Raw genomic sequence first — 18,838 nt, forward strand, 5'->3', positions numbered from 1 at the left:
TCTCCTATATAATAACTATTGTTTTGCGTATGCAAGTAATCTTTCTTTTAAATTGACTTCGTCTAATTCTAAGAGTCCATTGACAAAACTTTCTACTTCTTCTAGCGGTTTTGATGTTACCTTACCAATGAATATTTTCTCATGGATTTGCTCACTAACCAGTTCCTCAGAAGAGAGTAACTCTTCGTATAGTTTCTCACCAGGACGAATACCTGATTCAACAATACCAATCTCTTCAACTGTATGACCACTTAGTTTAATAACTTTCTTAGCTAAGTCAACAATCTTGACAGGGTCACCCATATCTAAGACAAAAATCTCCCCACCATGAGCAAGGTAACCAGCCTGGATCACCAATCTACTTGCTTCAGGAATGGTCATAAAATAACGAGTCATACGAAAGTCTGTCACAGTTAGAGGACCACCCTTAGCAATCTGTTCTTTAAAAACTGGAACGACACTCCCACGACTACCTAATACATTACCAAAGCGGACCGCAACAAATTGAGTTTTCCCAACTTCGTTTAAACCCGTAACAATCATCTCAGCAAGGCGTTTCGTTGCTCCCATAACATTTGGTGGATTCACTGCTTTATCAGTAGAAACCATAACAAATTTGCTTACACCAGCTTCTTTTGCCGCTTCAGCTACATTTTTAGTACCAAAAATATTATTTTTAACAGACTCCTTTGGATTATACTCCATCAGAGGAACATGTTTATGGGCAGCAGCATGATAGACGATATCTGGTTTGTAGCTTGTCATCATGCTAAACATGAGTTCACGATCTTGGATATCCGCAATAATCGGAACAATTTCAAATTCATTTTTATAGTGATTGGTTAATTCACGATGAATTAAATAAATTGAGTTTTCTCCATGACCCATCAGAAGTAACTTTGCTGGCTTAAACTTTGAGATTTGTCGACAAATTTCTGAACCAATTGAGCCACCAGCTCCTGTTACTAAGACAGTTTTATGAGTAAAATAGTGATTAAACTCTCTTTGGTCTAAGAAAACTTCTTTACGACCTAATAAATCTGCAATATCTATCTCTCTAAGCTGATGCGTAGAAACTTTACCAACAACTACATCCTCTACGCTAGGCATAGAATTAACAGTTACTTGTAAATCATTGCATATTTCTACTAATTTCTCGCGTTCAGTTCCATTCAAAGAAGGAATCGCAATGGTTACTTGCTCAACTTCATAATTTCTTACAATCTCAGGGATATCATTCCGATCCCCTAAAACTTTAATTCCGTGAATGTAGGTCCCATGCTTATTAATATCCGCATCCACGATCCCGATAATTTCAATATCACTCTTCCCACTTAAAACTGTATTAACAAACAAACTTCCACCAGATCCTGCTCCAATAACAAGAGTTCTGACCTTCTTTTGGATTTTACTCTTGGTATTTTTCTCACTTTTTTCACCTAAAACACGCCAAGTAATACGTGGAAGCATAAGGATAGGTATTGAGAAAAACCAACCTAAAAATATAAAACGATAGCTAAAAGAAGAATAGAAAAAAGTAGAGAATAAGATGAACAGATAGGCAACTGTTATAGAAATAGTAAGATTGAATAAGACTCTATAATCTGTAAAACGATTGATAATAGAGAAAATTTTCAATTTCCAAGCTGTACAAAAGTAAATAAAGATTAATAATATATACGTAATGATGAATTTTTCTGTACTGACGTTAGCAAAAAAATGGATGAAACCATTAGAAAGTTGCAAGGCAAGCAAAAGCAAGATTGCATCGATGCACATCAAAATGATTCGTTTCGTTGTCCTATTCAAATTATTCAATTTCATTCTCTATTCCGAAATTAATTCAATTCTATTAACCCTGATTTATAAATCTTTATCTGTTTTTTTGCCGTAATTACCATAATTTCCATAGGCACCATATGAACCGTACGATCCATAACGGTCTTTTGTGGTATCAACTTTATTAAGGATAACACCTAAAAACTGAGCTCCACTTTGCTCCATTTGCTCCACTGCTTTTTTGACAAAGCGTCGACTAACTGCACCTGATTCTGTAACCAAGAGACTTCCATCTGCCTTTTGTGCCACTATGGCTGCATCAACTACCAAACCGATTGGTGGAGTATCGATAATAATATAATCAAAACCATTGCGTACCCGTTCAATCATGTTGTCAAACCGAGCATTTTGTAAAAATGTAGTCGGATTTGGTGGAACTTGACCTGCTGGTATGATGCTAAGATTATCAATGCTAGTATCGTGAACAACTTGAGACAAGTCCACATGGCCCGACAAGTAGCTAGTCAAGCCATGGTAAGCAGATTCAGCTTTAAACGTTCCTGACATAACGGAATTGCGAATATCTGCATCAATCAAAAGGGTCTTATAGCCTGATGTGGCAAAGGAAATTGCAAGACTAGTTGAAGTTGTCGATTTACCCTCGCCTGGTTGAACTGAGGTAACAGCGATAACTTTAATATTACTACCGCTAAACTGAATGTTAACTTGTATAGCATTGTAATATTCTTCCATGGCTTTAACCATTTGAGCTTTCGCCCGTCCTAGTATAAATTGTGACATTTTTTCTCCCCTTAAATTTTCTCAGTGTCAGGAACGACACCAATCAGTACCAATCCAAGAACTTCCTCTATATCTTCAGGACGCCGAACTCGATCATCCAAAACTTCCAAAAGCAAAACAAGTGCCATTGCAATAAAACCGCCAATCATGGCTCCTAAAAGAACATTCCGTTTTATATTTGGTGAAGAAGGTGAATTAGGCAGTTTTGCTTCTTCTATGGTAGTTACGTCCTCAACTTTAGTAACCACTTTAATTTTTTCAGCGGCAACCACACGTAGAGTATTAGCCATTTGTTGAGCATTTTGAGGTTCCTTAGCGTTAACAGAAACGGTAATAATCCGAGTATCACTAGGAATAGATACTTGAACCATTGAGCGTAATTCTGATTCTGAAATTGTCAAGCCTTCTCTATTGATAACATCAGACATAACGGAATCAGAAAGAATAATTTCCTTATAGTCATTTACCAAGTAAGATCCTGCCTGCAAGTCTTGAGCAGTTAAATTATTATTTCCGGTAGTTTGGTTAGCTACATAAATCCGTGTTGAAGAAGTAAAGGTTGGTTTTAATACAAAGGCACTAAACAATAAAGAAAGCACTCCAAACAATAGGGCACTAAAAATGATTAACACCTTCTTTTGCCAAATCTTTTTCAACAAGTGGATTACGTCAATTTCAATAACATTCGCATTACCAGTAGTATTCATAATATCTCCTATAAATAGTCATTTTCTAATAAAATTTGCGGGTTTAACTGGAAGAGATCATTTGCCCGCTTGGCTCCAAAATCTTTGGCTATAATATCATAAGCCTCTCTCATAAAAGGTTTTCGAGCATCTAGATTGTGCATATCACTAGCCACACAATGAACCACGTTTTCCTCTAAAAAGAAACGCGCACGTTTTTTGAAAATTTTGTGCTTGTCGCCAAATATTTTTGCTTTCAGGACGTGCGAAGAGTTGATTTGAGTATAACACCCTAAAGCAATCAATTCCTTTACGCGTTCTTTATTAAACTCCAAAGCATTATAACGTTCAATATGAGCAATAATGGGTGTCACACCAATAGCTAATAGATTTTTAACAGCTGTCTGGATCTCTCTCCATGGCGTCACCATACTAAACTCAATGAGATAATACCGCGTGTCAGCCATGTTTGGAACCAAGTGATTCTCAATTTTTTTTAAAAGGGAGCTAGTATAAAACAATTCTCCTCCATAATTGATTTGTAAATCTGGAAATTGCTTTTCTGCTTCTTCTTTAACAATAGAGAAGTTCTCAAAGATTTTTTCTTCTGGCTCCTCAAACATTCCTTTTCTTCTGTGAGATGTAGAGACAATCGTCCGAACACCTTGAGCATAGCTTTCGCTGATGAGATCTATACTTTCTTGAAGTGATTTTGGTCCATCATCTACATCAAATACAATATGCGAATGAATATCAATCATTTTTGACTAATTTCCTTCCATCGTATTTCTGATGGCCTGCTTTGCGGCTGAGATACTTGTTTCATCCAAGCTCATCATATAAAGTGCTGCTGAAGGCATGGCATAAGATGGTAATTGACCTGTTGAACCTGTACCAGTCACATCTTGTGAAACCACTGTAAATGAAGAACCGGACGCCAATTGGGTATTGGCCAATCGCATCATTGATTCCAATGGCATATTTGTCTGAACAGAATTTTGAAGGCTATTGATAATAGTGGAGAAGTTTGTGATTGAATCTACTGAAGCTAATTTGTTGATAATAGCAGAAATAACCTTTTGTTGATTTCGACCACGATCCGCATCTCCGCCTTGTAAAGAGTATCTTTCACGAACAAAACCTAAAGCTTGTTGTGAGTTTAAGGTAATCGGTCCTTGAGGAAATTCATATCCCCCTACTCTACTTACAAAAGCTTGATCATTATATACCTCTACTCCACCTAAAACATCAATCAACTGCATAAAGCTTGTAAAATTAATACGAGCATAATAATCAATATTTATATCATAGAGGTTTTCCAGAGTCTTCATTGACGTTTCAACGCCGTAGATGCCAGCATGCGTTAACTTATCAAACTGATTAGCACCACCATCAGGAATTTGAACATAAGCATCACGTGGAGTAGTTGTAAGCATAACCTTGTGGGTATCCATATTTACCGTCATGATGATATTAACATCCGAACGTGAAACTGTTGAGATATTACCATAGGTATCAATACCACTGATGTAGATATTCACAACATTCGGATTTGTATGTTCGTCCTTTTTATTTTCAGAAACGCTTGGCTTCACTTCTTTTGTAATTTTATAGGTATAAAGCGTGCGTATCTTTGAAGCATAGTCTGCATCACTCAACTCTAACAGGCTCGAATAAGCACTATTCAGCACCATTCCTTGTGTCCCACCTGAGAGTAGATTTTCATAAGCATGTTGGTAGGAATCTACTGGCTCAGGGACCAAATCAAGATTCTTTTGAACTTTCAAGTCTGAAAGCAGAGCTTGAATATTCTCAGAGTCATTATTGACAGGAGCCTGAAGTTGTCCCAGTTGAGAAATATCCTGAATATCACTTCCAGCAGGTACAACAACACTCATTTCGATTTCTGAATAAGATGCAGTTTTGTTTAACTTTTCAGCTACTTGCACAGTTGACTGAACAAAGTAAAGTCCTGCAGAGGTAAAAAGTGTAAATAAAACGAGAGTAAAAGTTGTGAAAAATTTTGCTTTTTTGAGAATGATTAAAACCACCGAAAACACAAAAATAGCAATCAGAATACCCGCGACAATGTGATTGATATTTCTGAAAGCAAGAAAATGGTGTGCATACATTTTATAAATAAAGAAACCTGCAAGTGCTGTGTATAGAGCTAAAAACGCAGAATTAATGAGTAGCCAAGTACTACTCACTTTTTTACCTTTACTTGAAGTACGTAAATGTCTAGACATATACTCTCCTATTTCAAAATAATTTTATATATATTTGTTAATGATAACATATTTCAAAGTATTTCTCAAGCAATAATGCTATCTTTTTTTACTTATTAAAAAATGTTTTTGCATAATTTCAACCATTCTATTCTAATAATTATTTGAATATTTAATTTTTAAAGTCAAATTTTAATAAAAATAGATATCTTCAAACATTCTATTAAAAATATGGTAAACTAGTTCTATGAGAATTCAACAGTTATACTACATCATTAAGATTGCTGAAACTGGTTCTATGAACGAAGCAGCAAAACAACTTTTTATTACCCAACCAAGTTTATCCAATGCTGTTAAGGATTTGGAAAAAGAAATGGGCATCGAGATTTTTCACCGCAATCCAAAAGGGATTACCATGACCAAGGATGGCATTGAATTTCTTTCTTATGCAAGGCAAGTTGTTGAGCAAACAGAACTTCTGGAAGAACGCTATAAGAAACCCGATGGGAAACGAGAGCTTTTTAGTGTGTCCTCTCAACATTATGCTTTTGTAGTCAATGCTTTTGTCAGTCTTTTAAAAAAGACAAATATGGAAAATTACCAACTCTTTTTAAGGGAGACAAGAACGTGGGAAATCATTGATGATGTTAAGAACTTTCGCTCTGAAATCGGTGTCCTCTTTCTCAATGACTTTAACCGGGATGTTTTGACAAAGATGCTGGATGACAATCGCTTGACCTACACACTACTTTTCACAGCGAAGCCTCATGTTTTTATCAGCAAGTCTAATCCTTTAGCTAGTAAAGAACGAGTGACACTTGAAGACCTCCAAGAGTTTCCTTATCTTAGCTATGAACAAGGGATCCACAACTCTTTCTACTTTTCTGAAGAAATCCTCTCTCAAGAACACCACAAAAAATCCATTATAGTATCCGACCGGGCCACACTCTTTAATCTCTTGATTGGTCTAAACGGATATACTATTGCGACTGGTATCTTAAATAGTAATCTCAATGGCGATGATATCCTCTCTATTCCCTTGGACTATGATGATCGTATCGAGCTGGTTTATATCCAACACGAAAAAAATAATCTTTCTAATATGGGAGAAAAATTTATTGCCTATCTCCTAGAGGAAGTTCCCCACGATGTATAAATCTGGACAATTTTTCTTTATTTATCCAATTTTATTGATTTCGCCATTGTTTTATGAAAAAAATTGAAAATGTTACTGCATAAAATTGAAAATACTTCGATTTTTGACCAGAAAACGTTTTCATTTTTTTGTTTTATATGATATACTAAGAGTATCTTAATAAAATAAGGAGTGATTATTTTGGCACATAACAAATTATTAGCGATGATTCTTGCCGGTGGACGTGGTACACGTTTGGAAGGCTTGACAAAAAAAGTCGCAAAACCTGCCGTAGCTTTTGGTGGTAAGTATCGTATCATTGACTTCCCTTTGAGCAACTGTGCAAACTCTGGTATTGATGTTGTTGGTGTATTGACTCAATATGAATCTGTTCAACTCAATTCTTACGTTGCTCAGTCCCAACGTTGGGGGCTTGATGTCCAAGGTTCTGGTGTCTTTGTCCTTCCTCCTCGTGAGAAAATTGAAGGATTTGGCCTTTACAAAGGTACTGCAGATGCCATCACTCAAAACATTGACTTCATTGATTTACATGAGCCTGAGTACGTTCTCATTTTGTCTGGTGACCATATCTATAAGATGAACTACGATAAAATGTTGGATGCTCATATTCAAAAACAAGCCGATGCTACTATTGCTGTTATCGAGGTTCCTATCAAAGAAGCTTCTCGTTTCGGTATTATGAATACTGATGAAGAGTATCGTATCGAAGAGTTCGAAGAAAAACCAGCTAATCCAAAGAGCAATCTTGCCTCAATGGGCGTCTATATCTTCACTTGGAAATCTCTTAAAAAATATTTACAGGAAGACGACAAACTCGACACATCTACTCACGATTTTGGACATGATATTATCCCTACCTATTTGAAGGATAAAAAGCGTCTCTATGCATACCCATTCCGTGGCTACTGGAAGGATGTTGGAACCGTCAATAGTCTCTGGGAATCCAACATGGACCTGATTGACCATTCCAAAGATTTAGATCTCTCTGATTCTTCCTGGAGAATCTATTCTGAAGATTCTGGATCGCCTGCTCAGGTTATCGGAAGTCATGCTAGAGTTAGCAATGCTTACATTGACAAAGGAGCTATCGTAGAAGGCAGCGTTAGTCACTCTGTTATTTCGACAGATGTCCAAATTGGTGCTGGATCACTCGTAGAAAATTCCGTTATTTTGCCTGGTGCTTCAGTCGGAGATAATGCTAGCTTAGAATATGTTATTGTTGCTGAAAATGTTAAGATTGCGGAGGGTGTGACCTTATCTGGTACAGCTGATGATATCTTATTGATTGACAAAAATGTGTCCAAGTAGGAGAGGAAAACTATGTTAAGAAATACCTTAGGAATTGTCAATATTGAGGGTACAAATGTCCAGTTCGGTGAAATCATGTCCCATCGTGGTGTTCAGGCTTATGGATTCTTAGGCCGCTACCGTCTTATCGACTTTGTTCTGTCCAATATGTCCAACTCTGGAGTCACTGAATTCCAAGTTTATATGCCACCTAGAATGCGCTCTACTATCCAACATGTGGGAACGGGTAAGCAATACAATATCAATAGCAAACGTGGTAAACTAAGACTATTGAATAGTGCTATTGACCCAAATTCTATATACCAACATGATATTAAAGCCTTTTCGGATAACCTCCACTATATTGAAAATGCTAATTCTGAATACGTCTTGATTGCACCTTCCTACTTTATCTACAGCCAAGATTTTTCTAAACTGCAAGAGCAACACTTGGAAACTGCTGCAGATATCACCGTTCTTTACAAAAATGTGACGGAAGCTAAGGAAAGCTTCATTGGTTGTCAAACCTTGAAATTCGGGGAAGACAAACAAATCGTAGAATTCCAAGAAAATCATGGTAAATATAAAAACCGTCCAGTTTCTTTAGAAGCCTACTTCATGAAACGAGAACTTTTCATTGAATTAATCAAACGCGCTAAGAGCGTCTCTGCCCTCTATTGGCTGAAAGATATTCTTCGCGATGTGGTTGACCAATATAAGATTGTAGGTTACGCACACCGTGATTATGTTGCTTGTATCAACAACGTTGATGCCTATTACAATACTCAATTGGAATTGATTGACCGAGATATTCGTAGACTTCTCTTCAAGAGCAATTGGCCTATTTACACTCAAACAAGCGATAGTTCACCTTGTTTGTATGGACCTTTAGCTGATGTAAAAGGTAGTTTGATTTCCAACGGCGCTAATATCAATGGCCAAGTGGAAAACTCTGTTATTGACCGCGATGTGGTCATTGAAGATGGTGTTACAGTCAAAAATTCTATTATCATGAATGGTGTGGTCATAAAAAACGGTGCTCACATTGAAAATGCAATCATTGATAAGGCAACTAAAATTGTTCATCCTGTTGATATCAAAGGATTTGAGAATTCACCTGCTTACATCAAGTCGTACCACATCATTTAGGAGAAAAAATGACTAAAAAAACTGTCCTATTTGTAGCTTCAGAAGGACTTCCCTTTATCAAAACTGGTGGCTTAGCTGATGTTATTGGCTCTCTTCCAAAAGAACTGGTCCATCAAGGCTTGGATGTCCGTGTGGTCCTGCCTCTTTATCTTAAGATGGCTATCAATAACCACGATGATTTTGATTATATGGCTAGCTTTGATGTCCGTGCAGGTGACATTCAAACCATGGCAAATGTTTACAGTCAGGTTGTTGACGGGGTAACCTTCTATTTCATCGAGCACCGCCAATACTTTGAACGTGAGGAACTCTATGGCTATGATGACGATGCCATGCGTTTTGGCTTCTTTCAACATGCAACTTGTCGCCTCCTTGAGGCTCTCAACTTCTTCCCAGATGTGATCCATTCTCATGACTGGCATGCTGCTGCTATTCCTTTCCTTTGCCGTACCTTCTATAGCTACCGTGATGAATTTCGTTCAATCAAGCATGTCTTTACCATCCATAATCTTGCTTTTCAGGGTATCTTTAATGAGCGATATCTCTGGTCTGCTCTTGGCATGGACCATGGGTACTACCGAGATGGAACTGCGCGTTTCTATGATGACTGCATCAGCTTCATGAAGTTAGGAATTCTTTATGCGGATAAGGTTACAACTGTTTCAGAAACCTACGCCCAGGAAATCTTAACCGAAGAATTTGGCGAAAATATGCAACACGTTCTTGAGTTGCGTCGTCATGACTTACTTGGTATTGTCAATGGTATTGATTACGATACCTGGAATAGTAAAAATGATCACTACCTGGTGAAAAATTATGATTTAGCTTCTATTTCAGATAAAAAAGCCAATAAGTTGGCCTTGCAAGCTCAGTTCGGTCTCCCTCAGGATGAAAATGTCATCCTAGTTGGAATCGTTTCTCGGCTGACATGGCAAAAAGGTTTTTACCTCATGACGGAAGTTCTCAGTCATCTCTTGCAAGCACATGTTCAGTTTGTCATTCTTGGGAATGGGGAAGAAGATATTGAAAATGCCTTCCATCATTTCAAGTCAGCTTATCCTGAAAAATTTGCTTTCTACCGTGGCTACAATGAACCCCTAGCTCATCAGATTTACGCAGCTAGTGACCTTTTCCTGATGCCATCTATGTTTGAGCCATGTGGTATCAGTCAACTGATTTCTATGCATTACGGTACCCTTCCACTGGTTCGCGAGACAGGAGGTCTACGTGATACCGTTAGACCATATCACATGGAAAGCAAAGAAGGCACTGGCTTCAGTTTTGGTGGCAAAGATGCTTTTAGTATGAAACAGGTTTATGATTTGGCTCTTGAGACATACTACGAACGGCCAGATGACTGGCAAAAATTAGTCGAACAAGCTATGAATCTAGATGTCAGTTGGACTGCTTCTGCTAACCGCTATATCCATCTCTACCAAGAGATTACTCAATAAAAAATTAAGGGAGTACGATACCGGCAACCATTGGGTGGACCGACCACTCCCTTTTTAAAATGAATTGACTCTTTAAATTAAAACTTCTACAATACACTGCAAAAAGGGAAGGATTTACTAGATGCCTGAGCATCTGTATCAACTTTCCTATTGTGCAGGTATCCTTTTATGCCTTTGTATCTTCTGAAAGGAATTTTATGAATACTTTTAGTGACCTTGATCTATATTATATGAATACAGGCGAGCATACTTCTCTCTACGAGAAGATGGGTGCTCATCTGGTAAAAGAAAGAAATAAAATTCTTGGCACACAATTTCGCGTCTATGCTCCAAATGCACAGGAAGTTTTTCTTGTCGGCAATTTCAATGATTGGTCTAAAAATCATCCAATGTCTCGAGAGCAAGAGGGAATTTTTAGTCTCTACGTTGAAAATTTAAAATCACTGGAAAATTACAAGTACTTGATCGTAACCAAAGACGGACAAGAAATCTACAAAGCCGATCCCTTTGCTTCCTTTAGTCAAGTTCGACCAGATACCGCATCTTCTACCTACAATAGCCGTTATAAGTTTAAAGATGATCTGTGGATGTATCATCGGGTCAACTATGATTTTAAAAGTCAGCCAATATCCATCTATGAAGTCCATTTAGGTTCTTGGAAGCAAAAATTAGTGAATAAGGATGAGTCCGGTGCACCTGCTACAGCATTTTACTCTTATAAGGAAATCGCTCCACTCCTGATTGACTATGTTAAAGAAAATAACTATACCCATATCGAAATTATGCCTCTGACAGAGCATCCCTTGGATGCTTCTTGGGGTTATCAAGTCACTGGTTATTATAGTCCGACTAGCCGATATGGCAAACCAGATGAACTCAAATACCTTATCGACCAATGCCATCAGGCTGGCATCGGAGTTATTTTGGACTGGGTTCCTCTTCATTTTTGTAAGGATGCTCATGGTCTTTACCAATTTGATGGTAGTTCCCTCTACGAATACGCTAATGAAAATGACCGTGAGAATCGCCAGTGGGGAACAGCAAACTTTGATTTAGGAAAAGGTTTGACTCGTTCATTTCTCCTCTCTAATCTTCGATATTGGTTGAAAGAGTTTCATTTTGACGGGATTCGTGTGGATGCTCTTTCTTATCTTATTTACTTGCGTGGTGAGACAGAAGATGACAAAGTCAATCACGCAGCTATTGACTTTATCAAACGTGTCAATGCCATGGTTCATACTGAATACAAGGGCGTCGTCATGATTGCTGAAGATTCTTCCTCCTATCCCAAGGTAACCCATGCTCTTGAAGATGGTGGTCTTGGCTTTGATATGAAATGGGACCTAGGTTGGATGAACGATACTCTCAAATACATGAGTCGTCCTGCCATCTATCGACCTTATCATTCAAACGAGATTACATTTGGTATGTACTACAATCCAAATGAAAATTTCCTCCTACCCTTATCACACGATGAAGTCGTTCATGGTAAGTTATCCATCATCAATAAAATGGACGGCAATTATGAGGACAAGTTCCACTTAGCAAGAGCCTATTACAGCTTCTTCTTTGCTCATCCAGGGAAAAAATTGCTCTTTATGGGGAATGAATGGGGACAAATTCGTGAATGGCATGAATACACAGAAATGGATTGGCATCTAAAACTCTATCCAATCCACGAATCCTTCTATCAGATGATGAAAACTCTATCAACTTTCTACAAGAAAAATGATGCTTTTTGGAAGTATGATTATCAGGCTCATGAGAAAGGATTTAAGTGGATTAAAATTGACGAATCTGCTAATTTCTACGCTTTTACACGGCATAGTGATGATCAAGAAATATTAGTCGTTAATAACTTCAATGATCAAGAAGTCTTTGATGTTGAACTAAACTTGCCTAAAGATAGCGAGTATCGATTGGTTTTCTCATCCAATGCTATCCCAATTAATGCTTTTACTCTTAGTGTTAAAGATGCTGGAGTAAAATTGACCGTTCCACGCTTAACCTCCTACTATTTCCAAAAAGTAGAAAAGAAACCTAATAAGAAGAAAAAGTAAACACAAGAGGCTGGGCAAAAAGTAGCTTCAAATAAAACCACACAGTGATTTCTGTCTTGAAAACAATCAAGATGAAAAAATCACTGTGTGGTTTTTGAGTATTTGAATTTTTAGGGTCGAGATTCTTAGCCAATTTTGTTAGATTCATGCTCATGAATAGGAAGCCGATCTCCGTTTGGACGGCTTGATTGCCTCTGACATGAACCCTGCGCACGCCAAAAACACTCTTCAATCGGCCAAAAACGGGTTCGACATCTGTCTTTCGTTTGGCATAGATTCGAGAGCCTTCTTCGCTATGTAATTCTTCCTTGATGAGTTCTTTAAAGTAATTCCAAGTCGGATTGTAATGGATTTGTTTCTGGCGACCACTTTCTGTTTTGGAAAGTTTTTCTAACTCTTTATACATGATCATGGCTTTCTAGTTGTTTTGTCGTTATTATAATTATAAACCATGACATAGGGAAACGAGCATCTCCAACTGCGGAAATGCTCGTTTTTTCTATTCTGAAGCTACTTTTTGCCCAGCCTCTTCGTTTTATTCAACAACTGTATATTTTGCAGCTTCTTCAAGATAAGACTTGTAGTCATCATTTTCGACAATTTTGCCAATGATTTTATTAATCTCTTTCTTTAATTCTCCACTATCCTTTGCCATTGCAATAGCTTTTGCATTTTCTGGCTCAGCTTCAAAGGTCAACTCTGCTAGTGCTAAATCAGGATTCTGACTCATATAACCAGACGCAACTGATGAGTCCAAAATAATTGCTTTTACCTGACCATTCTTGAGCTGGTTAACTGCTTCTCCCATCAAAGTTAATGAAACGATGTTAGCATTTGAAAGGTTTGCGCGCGCATATGTTTCTTGTGTCGTTCCTTTTTGAACAGCCAAATCCGCATTATCAAGGTCCGCTACCTTAGCATACTTTGCAACATCTCCTTTTTGAACCAAGAGGACATTCCCATCTTGATAATAGGGATCAGAGAAATCAAACACTTTTTCACGCTCAGGTGAGATACTTAATCCTGCAATTGCCAAATCTGCCTTACCATTTTGAACACTATTTAAGACATTGTCAAAATTCATTGTAGAAATTTCCAGTTCAACTCCTAACTCATCTGCCAATTTTTGAGCCAAAAGAATATCCGATCCAACAACCTCATTTTTACCATCAACAAGAGTTTGGAATTCAAAGGGAGCATAGTCAGGACTGGTTGCCACAACCAATGTTCCTTTTTCCTTGATTTTATCAAGTGGGGATTGTTCTGTTTTTGCAGATGAACAAGCTGCTAGACTTAAACCAGTAAATAAGAGTGTTGCTGCAAAAAATATTTTTTTCAATTTCATCATAATCCTCTTTTCGATTTCCTCTGTAATAAATACCGAGATACTTTCTTTTATTTTTTTAGATGTGTTTATTTTAAATTATTTTTATACATATGTCAAGTATATTTTTTAATAATATTCATTTTTTTGAATATATTTCAAAATATGATATAATTTTACTATAAACCAATCTAAGGAGTTTACATGATGTACCAAACAAAAGCTAGCAAACACGATGACATAAATGGTTACCTGTATTTTACAGACAATCTTCCACTCCCTACGAAACATCCTTTGGGAGATGGAAATGGCTACAACCCAGAACAATTGATTGCCAGTGCCTGGGCTACGTGTCTCAATGCCACTATTCAGTCTCTTTTGGAAGCAAAGAGACAAAATATAGATTCTAAAGTGGATATCACTGTTACGCTTTGCAAAGAGGAGGCTGGACTAGGTTACTACTACTTCCAAGTGGATGCAGAGGCTGCTATTAAGGGGATGAACCTCACAGATGCTAAAGAAATTGTGGATCAAGCACATTTACGCTGCCCCGTTTCCAAATTACTAGCTGGTGCTAAGACACTCACTTTAAAGACTGTTGACTATTAGAAAAGAGGATTAGCAAAAACTCCAGAATAGAGTAGCAAAAGGCATAGCATTACCTTATCAAAAACGTTCTGTCTATGCCTTTTTAGAGTATTTGTTATTCAAAAGAATGACTGGTATTTGAGTTTTTGCACAAGTCCATTTAAATTCATTTTTGCTTTTCAAGGCTCGTGAACAAATAGTCTCCCAGACTTATGGTCTCTATCTCATTTCAAGGAGACCAGCTGAAACAGTCACTTCAATGACTGTTTCACTCACCAAAATTCTCTGACAAAATCGTCTTCTAAGCGTTCTGCATAAAAGAGTTCTGATAGGTTTTCTTGGTCAAAAATACGGAGTAGGTTAAGCATATCATAGGCAAGATCCATAGTTGCCAAGTCCTTACGAGCAATCCAGCGGACTTCTCCTTCTTCAGATGAACGTATGGTTCCTGTAAATTCATTGGTTTTATACAAAAAGACTAGATAGCGGATACCCTCTCCCGTATGCCAATGTTTGACTCCCACAAGCCGAGGATTTTTAATGGTCAAACCTGTCTCTTCATAAATTTCACGAACTACTGAGCCATGCAAGGACTCTTTCTCCTCGATGTGGCCTCCAGGTAGAGCAGCGCCAGACCAGGCATACATTTCAGGGTCTCGGATTTGCATAACAATATTGCCCTGACCATCTTCAATCAGGCACATGTTGGTTAGAATAACGTTTTCAGAACGGGACATGGGTGCTCCTTTTTTTAAACTAATCTGCTTCTATTTTATCAAATATCTGACGATAATACGATTTTTTCTACAAAAAAGAAGGACTGACGCATCAGACCCCAATTCATCAACAAAATACAGATATCACCAATTGTTTACTTTTATATCATGCACTATTTATTTTTAGGACGACCAACCAACCCTTCTTGTTTTAGGAGTCTTAATCCGTTTTTTATCAATCAGTTTCAGTTCTATTTCCTTACAATTCACAATAGAGGAATCATTGATTTTCAGACTCCTTGGGAAGTATTGATTTCCTTGCTCACGTGATAACTCAACAGTATAACTAACACCATTACTCAATTTGAAAACCACAAAGTAGATATTATCTCGCCTAAATCGTGTACCAGCTCTTCTATTCAAAATACCGTCAGTAGTATAAAATTTACATTCCATCAGGTTTACCATTTGGTAAAGTAACAAGGTACCTACAATTTTGTATTTATTTTCATTAAACCAACCATTGTCCGCCTTATTAAGACGTTCTAAGGTCCAATCATCTTTTAGGCCTTCAAAAATACTCCCCGCATTATTGGTCGGTAAATTCACATGATGTTCTCTTGATAATCCCAACAAGTGGGGAATTGAAGAGTTTGGAACAAAAAGAATAATCTCAGGGTAATCTTCCATGTTTGTCCTATAAGTGTATTTGTACTGAGAAACATATTTCTCAATCGTGTTGGCTAAACTCGACATATTGACGTTGACAATATCAATTTCACCATCAAAAGTTTCTAACCATTCTAAAGTATATGTCATTTGAATTTTTCTCCTAAAAAAGAGAAGGAAGCAGGAGCTTCCTTCTCTTCCACGTATTGAGTTTCACCTCACGCTAGATATGCCCTATCTATTCCTCAAGGGTAGGCAGTCCTGTTATTCTTTTTCTCTGCAAACAGTCTAACTGTATACAGAGCCCACAGGCGGGTGCAGACCATATCCACTAGCCCACAAGTAATTATTACTTTTTATTTACCTCTATTATACGCGGTATCTAACTATTTGTCAAGAATTTCGGAGTTTCTTTCTAACTACAGTAGAGCAGTTTTTCCCTCACAATTTTGGGTAGAACCACTAATCCCTTGATAAATCTATGTAATTTGCACCTGTCATTATTATGACACAAGCCCCTCCAGGTAAGGCAGCCCCAGACCAAGCATAGCGCTCGGGGTCACGGATTTGTATGACAATATTGCCCTGACCATCTTCAATCAGACACATATTGGTCAGGATAACTTTTTCAGAACGGGACATGGGTGCTCCTTTTCAAACTAATCTGCTTCTATTCTATCAAATATCTAACGATAATACGATTTTCCAATGAATAAATAAATTCTATATTTGATTCTATTCGTATATTCGGTTTAAGTTTAAAGTAGAGTACTTATCTTGTTAAAAAGTCCTTTAAAATATCAAAAACCTCATCTTTTGTAAGCATAATATCTGAATTTTGAGGGATTGATTCAATGTCTGAAGTCAATAAATCAATGAATTTAGTCATATCATTCTTAACAGTATCAGAGACATCTAACTCTGACAATCGCTCACCTTCATGAAGCAGAGCAGCAAGGCGAGTCACATCATTCAAGTGCTTTTTAATTTTCTTGCTTAAGCCTTGCGCTCCATTTTTTACACGGTCAGTCATGTCTAACCATGCTTTTGCCTTAAAGACAATTAAGCCTCGGTTACTTAATACTGAATAACCTTCTATCACTTCCCGTTCCTTCACCAGCAACTGATAATATTCCTCATCTAGTAATAAGGCAGATAGACTGGCATCCTCATCAAAATGAACTGGTGTTTCTCGACCAAATTTTTTCAGAGGGTATTCAGGCAAAATACTAAACAATTCAATCATTTCTGGAAATCCAGCTTTCCTGGTTGTAAAACGAAAGAGTTGAGCTTTGTTGTCTTTTTGACTCCCTTCATATTCTCCAAGTTCCAAGAATTTAGTCAATGTGTTATAAAAATCTTTATTTTTTAACTCATCAATAATGACCATATCGTAATCTTTTGTCGTACGACTTTCCAATCCTTTCGCATCTAATACGATAGAGGTGGCTGTTCCACCAATTAGGACATAGTAATCTTGATAACGATGAAACATTTCTTGAAAAATTGGTTTTATATTTGCGGGCATATTTATTCTCCTAATAAGTTCAAAATCCTATCTTCTAGCTGCTCAACTTCCTCTTCAATACGAGGGTCCTCATCATTTCTTAGTGTTAAATAGAGCGATATAGGATCAACCAATGAAACATTAGTTGATTCAAGCCATTTATTTTTCTGGTAGTCAAATGGAACTGGCTCATAATTCCAAATTTCAAGTCTGTGACCTTGAAGGATATGTTGTTGAAGTTTTCTGCTGAAACTTTTATATTTTTTCTTTGAAATCGCATAGCTTCCATAATTTTCCGAATCCGCAAGCATGCCTAGGTATGATAAGGCTTGAAAATGAGTTGTTTTGAAGGATACCTCATCTTTTAATTTTTGAAAATCAGTATCACTTATCGTCAAAACTTCTCTGATTGGTCCATCCATTAGCTCTTTGGACTCTTCAAATATTATACGTTTAGTTTTTGCAAATTGGTAAGATTTCTGCTTATTATGAAGCCATTCCCGATCCTTAAAACTTCTAAAATGACGGTATAAGCTAGGGACAGAAAGATGGGTTAACTGGCTTACTTTTTCCATGTCAATAATGAAACCTTTTGTATGGAGTAACAAGGTGATCAATAACTTTTGTTCAGTATTAGACAACCGATTATCAAGTCCAAAATTTTTAGTTGATTTAGAAAATAGTAATCCTAGTTGTGGGATAAAGGCATTTTCTTGATAGTCAAGATAAGATGCCCCAACCTGCATTAATTTCTTTTTCTGCCCGTCAGATAGTTGATTAAAAACTAGAATAACATCCTTTTCAAACTGTTTTTGAATAACTTGAGCTTGTTTGACAAAGTTATCTAAACTCCCTGACCTTTTTTCTTTGATCAAAAGAAAGGTGTAATCCTTGACAGTTAAGGTTGAAAATTCATATCGTCGTTGAAAAACAATCGGAAGTTTTAGAATTATTGGCTGTATTTGTGTTTCAAAATGGAAAGCACTAAGGACACTCTTGATTTTTGAAATATCCATATTTAGCTCCTTATTATCATTATATTTGTATTTTATCAAACAAAATGATAAAATGCAATTTTTTTGATAAAATAAAATAGACCTTTCTCTCAATCAGTCCTATCTAGTTATGATTGGCGATTTCTGGGCCATTTATTATTAATCTATTATCTTTTAATTCAATAAACTCCAAGAATGATTAAGCATTCTCTATAGCTCATTTTGCCAATACTCTATGGGATATACCAAACAAAACGAGATCTAATTCTTTCCTCTTTTCTAATGTATCTCTCACATTAATTTTGTACTGTTAAGGTCTGGGCCATTAACCATTTTTTATATAAAACTCATTCCATGAAAAATTTAATTACTTCATAGTCCCTTCTCCTCCTAGAAATTTAAGTGAAACTCCAACCCTTTGATAAATCCATGTAATTTG

15 protein-coding genes and 3 pseudogenes are annotated in these 18,838 nt (G+C 36.9%); 6 read left to right on the forward strand and 12 right to left on the reverse strand.

Annotation, left to right across the window (positions count from 1 at the left end):
- Nucleotides 1-15: 15 nt before the first annotated feature.
- Genes BN1356_RS04270 through cpsA form a run of 5 tightly spaced genes read right to left on the reverse strand, consistent with a single transcriptional unit; the run spans nucleotide 16 to nucleotide 5,515 of the window.
- Nucleotides 16-1,824, reverse strand: a complete 1,809-nt coding sequence (locus BN1356_RS04270) for a polysaccharide biosynthesis protein (RefSeq protein WP_176694222.1) — start codon at nucleotides 1,822-1,824, stop codon at nucleotides 16-18.
- A gap of 39 nt (nucleotides 1,825-1,863) precedes the next feature.
- A complete protein-coding gene (locus BN1356_RS04275; protein ID WP_093650175.1) occupies nucleotides 1,864-2,580 on the reverse strand; it encodes a tyrosine-protein kinase in 717 nt (238 codons plus the stop codon).
- An 11-nt stretch (nucleotides 2,581-2,591) separates the two neighbouring features.
- Nucleotides 2,592-3,287, reverse strand: a complete 696-nt coding sequence (locus BN1356_RS04280; protein WP_093650176.1) for a Wzz/FepE/Etk N-terminal domain-containing protein — start codon at nucleotides 3,285-3,287, stop codon at nucleotides 2,592-2,594.
- A gap of 8 nt (nucleotides 3,288-3,295) precedes the next feature.
- Entirely contained in the window at nucleotides 3,296-4,027 is a 732-nt protein-coding gene (cps4B, locus tag BN1356_RS04285) for a capsular polysaccharide biosynthesis protein Cps4B (protein WP_093650177.1), read from the reverse strand.
- Nucleotides 4,028-4,033: 6 nt separating this feature from the next.
- A complete protein-coding gene (gene cpsA, locus BN1356_RS04290) occupies nucleotides 4,034-5,515 on the reverse strand; it encodes an LCP family glycopolymer transferase CpsA (RefSeq protein WP_093650178.1) in 1,482 nt (493 codons plus the stop codon).
- Between the two features lie 226 nt (nucleotides 5,516-5,741).
- Here cpsA and BN1356_RS04295 point away from each other — a divergent pair, with 226 nt between their 5' ends.
- From BN1356_RS04295 to glgB, 5 genes are all read left to right on the forward strand, one after another.
- Nucleotides 5,742-6,650 carry a LysR family transcriptional regulator gene (locus BN1356_RS04295; RefSeq protein WP_093650179.1) on the forward strand — a complete coding sequence of 303 codons (909 nt, stop codon included), beginning with the start codon at nucleotides 5,742-5,744 and terminating at the stop codon, nucleotides 6,648-6,650.
- 180 nt (nucleotides 6,651-6,830) lie between these two features.
- Entirely contained in the window at nucleotides 6,831-7,958 is a 1,128-nt protein-coding gene (locus tag BN1356_RS04300) for a glucose-1-phosphate adenylyltransferase (protein ID WP_093650180.1), read from the forward strand.
- Nucleotides 7,959-7,970: 12 nt separating this feature from the next.
- Nucleotides 7,971-9,086: a glucose-1-phosphate adenylyltransferase subunit GlgD gene (gene glgD, locus BN1356_RS04305; RefSeq protein ID WP_093650181.1), complete on the forward strand. Its 1,116-nt coding sequence runs from the start codon at nucleotides 7,971-7,973 to the stop codon at nucleotides 9,084-9,086.
- A gap of 8 nt (nucleotides 9,087-9,094) precedes the next feature.
- Complete coding sequence (gene glgA, locus BN1356_RS04310; RefSeq protein WP_093650182.1) at nucleotides 9,095-10,540, forward strand: glycogen synthase GlgA; 1,446 nt, start codon at nucleotides 9,095-9,097, stop codon at nucleotides 10,538-10,540.
- A gap of 197 nt (nucleotides 10,541-10,737) precedes the next feature.
- Complete coding sequence (gene glgB / locus BN1356_RS04315) at nucleotides 10,738-12,600, forward strand: 1,4-alpha-glucan branching protein GlgB (RefSeq protein WP_093650183.1); 1,863 nt, start codon at nucleotides 10,738-10,740, stop codon at nucleotides 12,598-12,600.
- Here the strand turns inward: glgB and BN1356_RS04320 are convergent.
- Nucleotides 12,555-12,997, reverse strand: a pseudogene (locus BN1356_RS04320) (transposase); the annotation flags it as partial. The gene glgB and the pseudogene BN1356_RS04320 sit on opposite strands and share 46 nt — an antisense overlap.
- 138 nt (nucleotides 12,998-13,135) lie before the next feature.
- Entirely contained in the window at nucleotides 13,136-13,939 is an 804-nt protein-coding gene (locus BN1356_RS04325; protein ID WP_425423519.1) for a transporter substrate-binding domain-containing protein, read from the reverse strand.
- A 192-nt stretch (nucleotides 13,940-14,131) separates the two neighbouring features.
- On the opposite strand from BN1356_RS04325, the gene BN1356_RS04330 reads away from it, so the two are divergent.
- Nucleotides 14,132-14,533, forward strand: coding sequence for an OsmC family protein (locus BN1356_RS04330; protein WP_245620298.1), 402 nt, complete (start codon nucleotides 14,132-14,134; stop codon nucleotides 14,531-14,533).
- A gap of 251 nt (nucleotides 14,534-14,784) precedes the next feature.
- Here the strand turns inward: BN1356_RS04330 and BN1356_RS04335 are convergent, their stop codons facing one another.
- The 5 genes and pseudogenes from BN1356_RS04335 to BN1356_RS04355 form a co-directional block, all read right to left on the reverse strand.
- Nucleotides 14,785-15,249: an 8-oxo-dGTP diphosphatase gene (locus BN1356_RS04335; protein ID WP_093650186.1), complete on the reverse strand. Its 465-nt coding sequence runs from the start codon at nucleotides 15,247-15,249 to the stop codon at nucleotides 14,785-14,787.
- A 162-nt stretch (nucleotides 15,250-15,411) separates the two neighbouring features.
- Nucleotides 15,412-16,047: a hypothetical protein gene (locus BN1356_RS04340; RefSeq protein ID WP_093650187.1), complete on the reverse strand. Its 636-nt coding sequence runs from the start codon at nucleotides 16,045-16,047 to the stop codon at nucleotides 15,412-15,414.
- Nucleotides 16,048-16,413: 366 nt separating this feature from the next.
- A pseudogene (locus tag BN1356_RS04345) lies at nucleotides 16,414-16,539 on the reverse strand (8-oxo-dGTP diphosphatase); the annotation flags it as partial.
- Nucleotides 16,540-16,960: 421 nt separating this feature from the next.
- Nucleotides 16,961-17,425: pseudogene (locus BN1356_RS12855) on the reverse strand (hypothetical protein); the annotation flags it as partial.
- Nucleotides 17,426-17,427: 2 nt separating this feature from the next.
- The gene (locus BN1356_RS04355) at nucleotides 17,428-18,420 is read right to left on the reverse strand and encodes a hypothetical protein (protein ID WP_093650190.1); all 993 of its coding nucleotides are present in this window, start codon (nucleotides 18,418-18,420) and stop codon (nucleotides 17,428-17,430) included.
- Nucleotides 18,421-18,838: the final 418 nt, after the last annotated feature.

Origin of the sequence: Streptococcus varani, from assembly GCF_001375655.1 — a bacterium.
In the GTDB taxonomy this organism is placed as follows: domain Bacteria; phylum Bacillota; class Bacilli; order Lactobacillales; family Streptococcaceae; genus Streptococcus; species Streptococcus varani.

What these genes read in the sequence shown, in the direction of transcription:
- BN1356_RS04270 (WP_176694222.1), bottom strand. Translation starts at nt 1,824, where the DNA reads ATGAAATTGAATAATTTGAATAGGACAACGAAACGAATCATTTTGATG.
- BN1356_RS04275 (WP_093650175.1), bottom strand. Translation starts at nt 2,580, where the DNA reads ATGTCACAATTTATACTAGGACGGGCGAAAGCTCAAATGGTTAAAGCC.
- BN1356_RS04280 (WP_093650176.1), bottom strand. Translation starts at nt 3,287, where the DNA reads ATGAATACTACTGGTAATGCGAATGTTATTGAAATTGACGTAATCCAC.
- cps4B (WP_093650177.1), bottom strand. Translation starts at nt 4,027, where the DNA reads ATGATTGATATTCATTCGCATATTGTATTTGATGTAGATGATGGACCA.
- cpsA (WP_093650178.1), bottom strand. Translation starts at nt 5,515, where the DNA reads ATGTCTAGACATTTACGTACTTCAAGTAAAGGTAAAAAAGTGAGTAGT.
- BN1356_RS04295 (WP_093650179.1), top strand. Translation starts at nt 5,742, where the DNA reads ATGAGAATTCAACAGTTATACTACATCATTAAGATTGCTGAAACTGGT.
- glgD (WP_093650181.1), top strand. Translation starts at nt 7,971, where the DNA reads ATGTTAAGAAATACCTTAGGAATTGTCAATATTGAGGGTACAAATGTC.
- glgA (WP_093650182.1), top strand. Translation starts at nt 9,095, where the DNA reads ATGACTAAAAAAACTGTCCTATTTGTAGCTTCAGAAGGACTTCCCTTT.
- glgB (WP_093650183.1), top strand. Translation starts at nt 10,738, where the DNA reads ATGAATACTTTTAGTGACCTTGATCTATATTATATGAATACAGGCGAG.
- BN1356_RS04330 (WP_245620298.1), top strand. Translation starts at nt 14,132, where the DNA reads ATGTACCAAACAAAAGCTAGCAAACACGATGACATAAATGGTTACCTG.
- BN1356_RS04335 (WP_093650186.1), bottom strand. Translation starts at nt 15,249, where the DNA reads ATGTCCCGTTCTGAAAACGTTATTCTAACCAACATGTGCCTGATTGAA.
- BN1356_RS04340 (WP_093650187.1), bottom strand. Translation starts at nt 16,047, where the DNA reads ATGACATATACTTTAGAATGGTTAGAAACTTTTGATGGTGAAATTGAT.
- BN1356_RS04355 (WP_093650190.1), bottom strand. Translation starts at nt 18,420, where the DNA reads ATGGATATTTCAAAAATCAAGAGTGTCCTTAGTGCTTTCCATTTTGAA.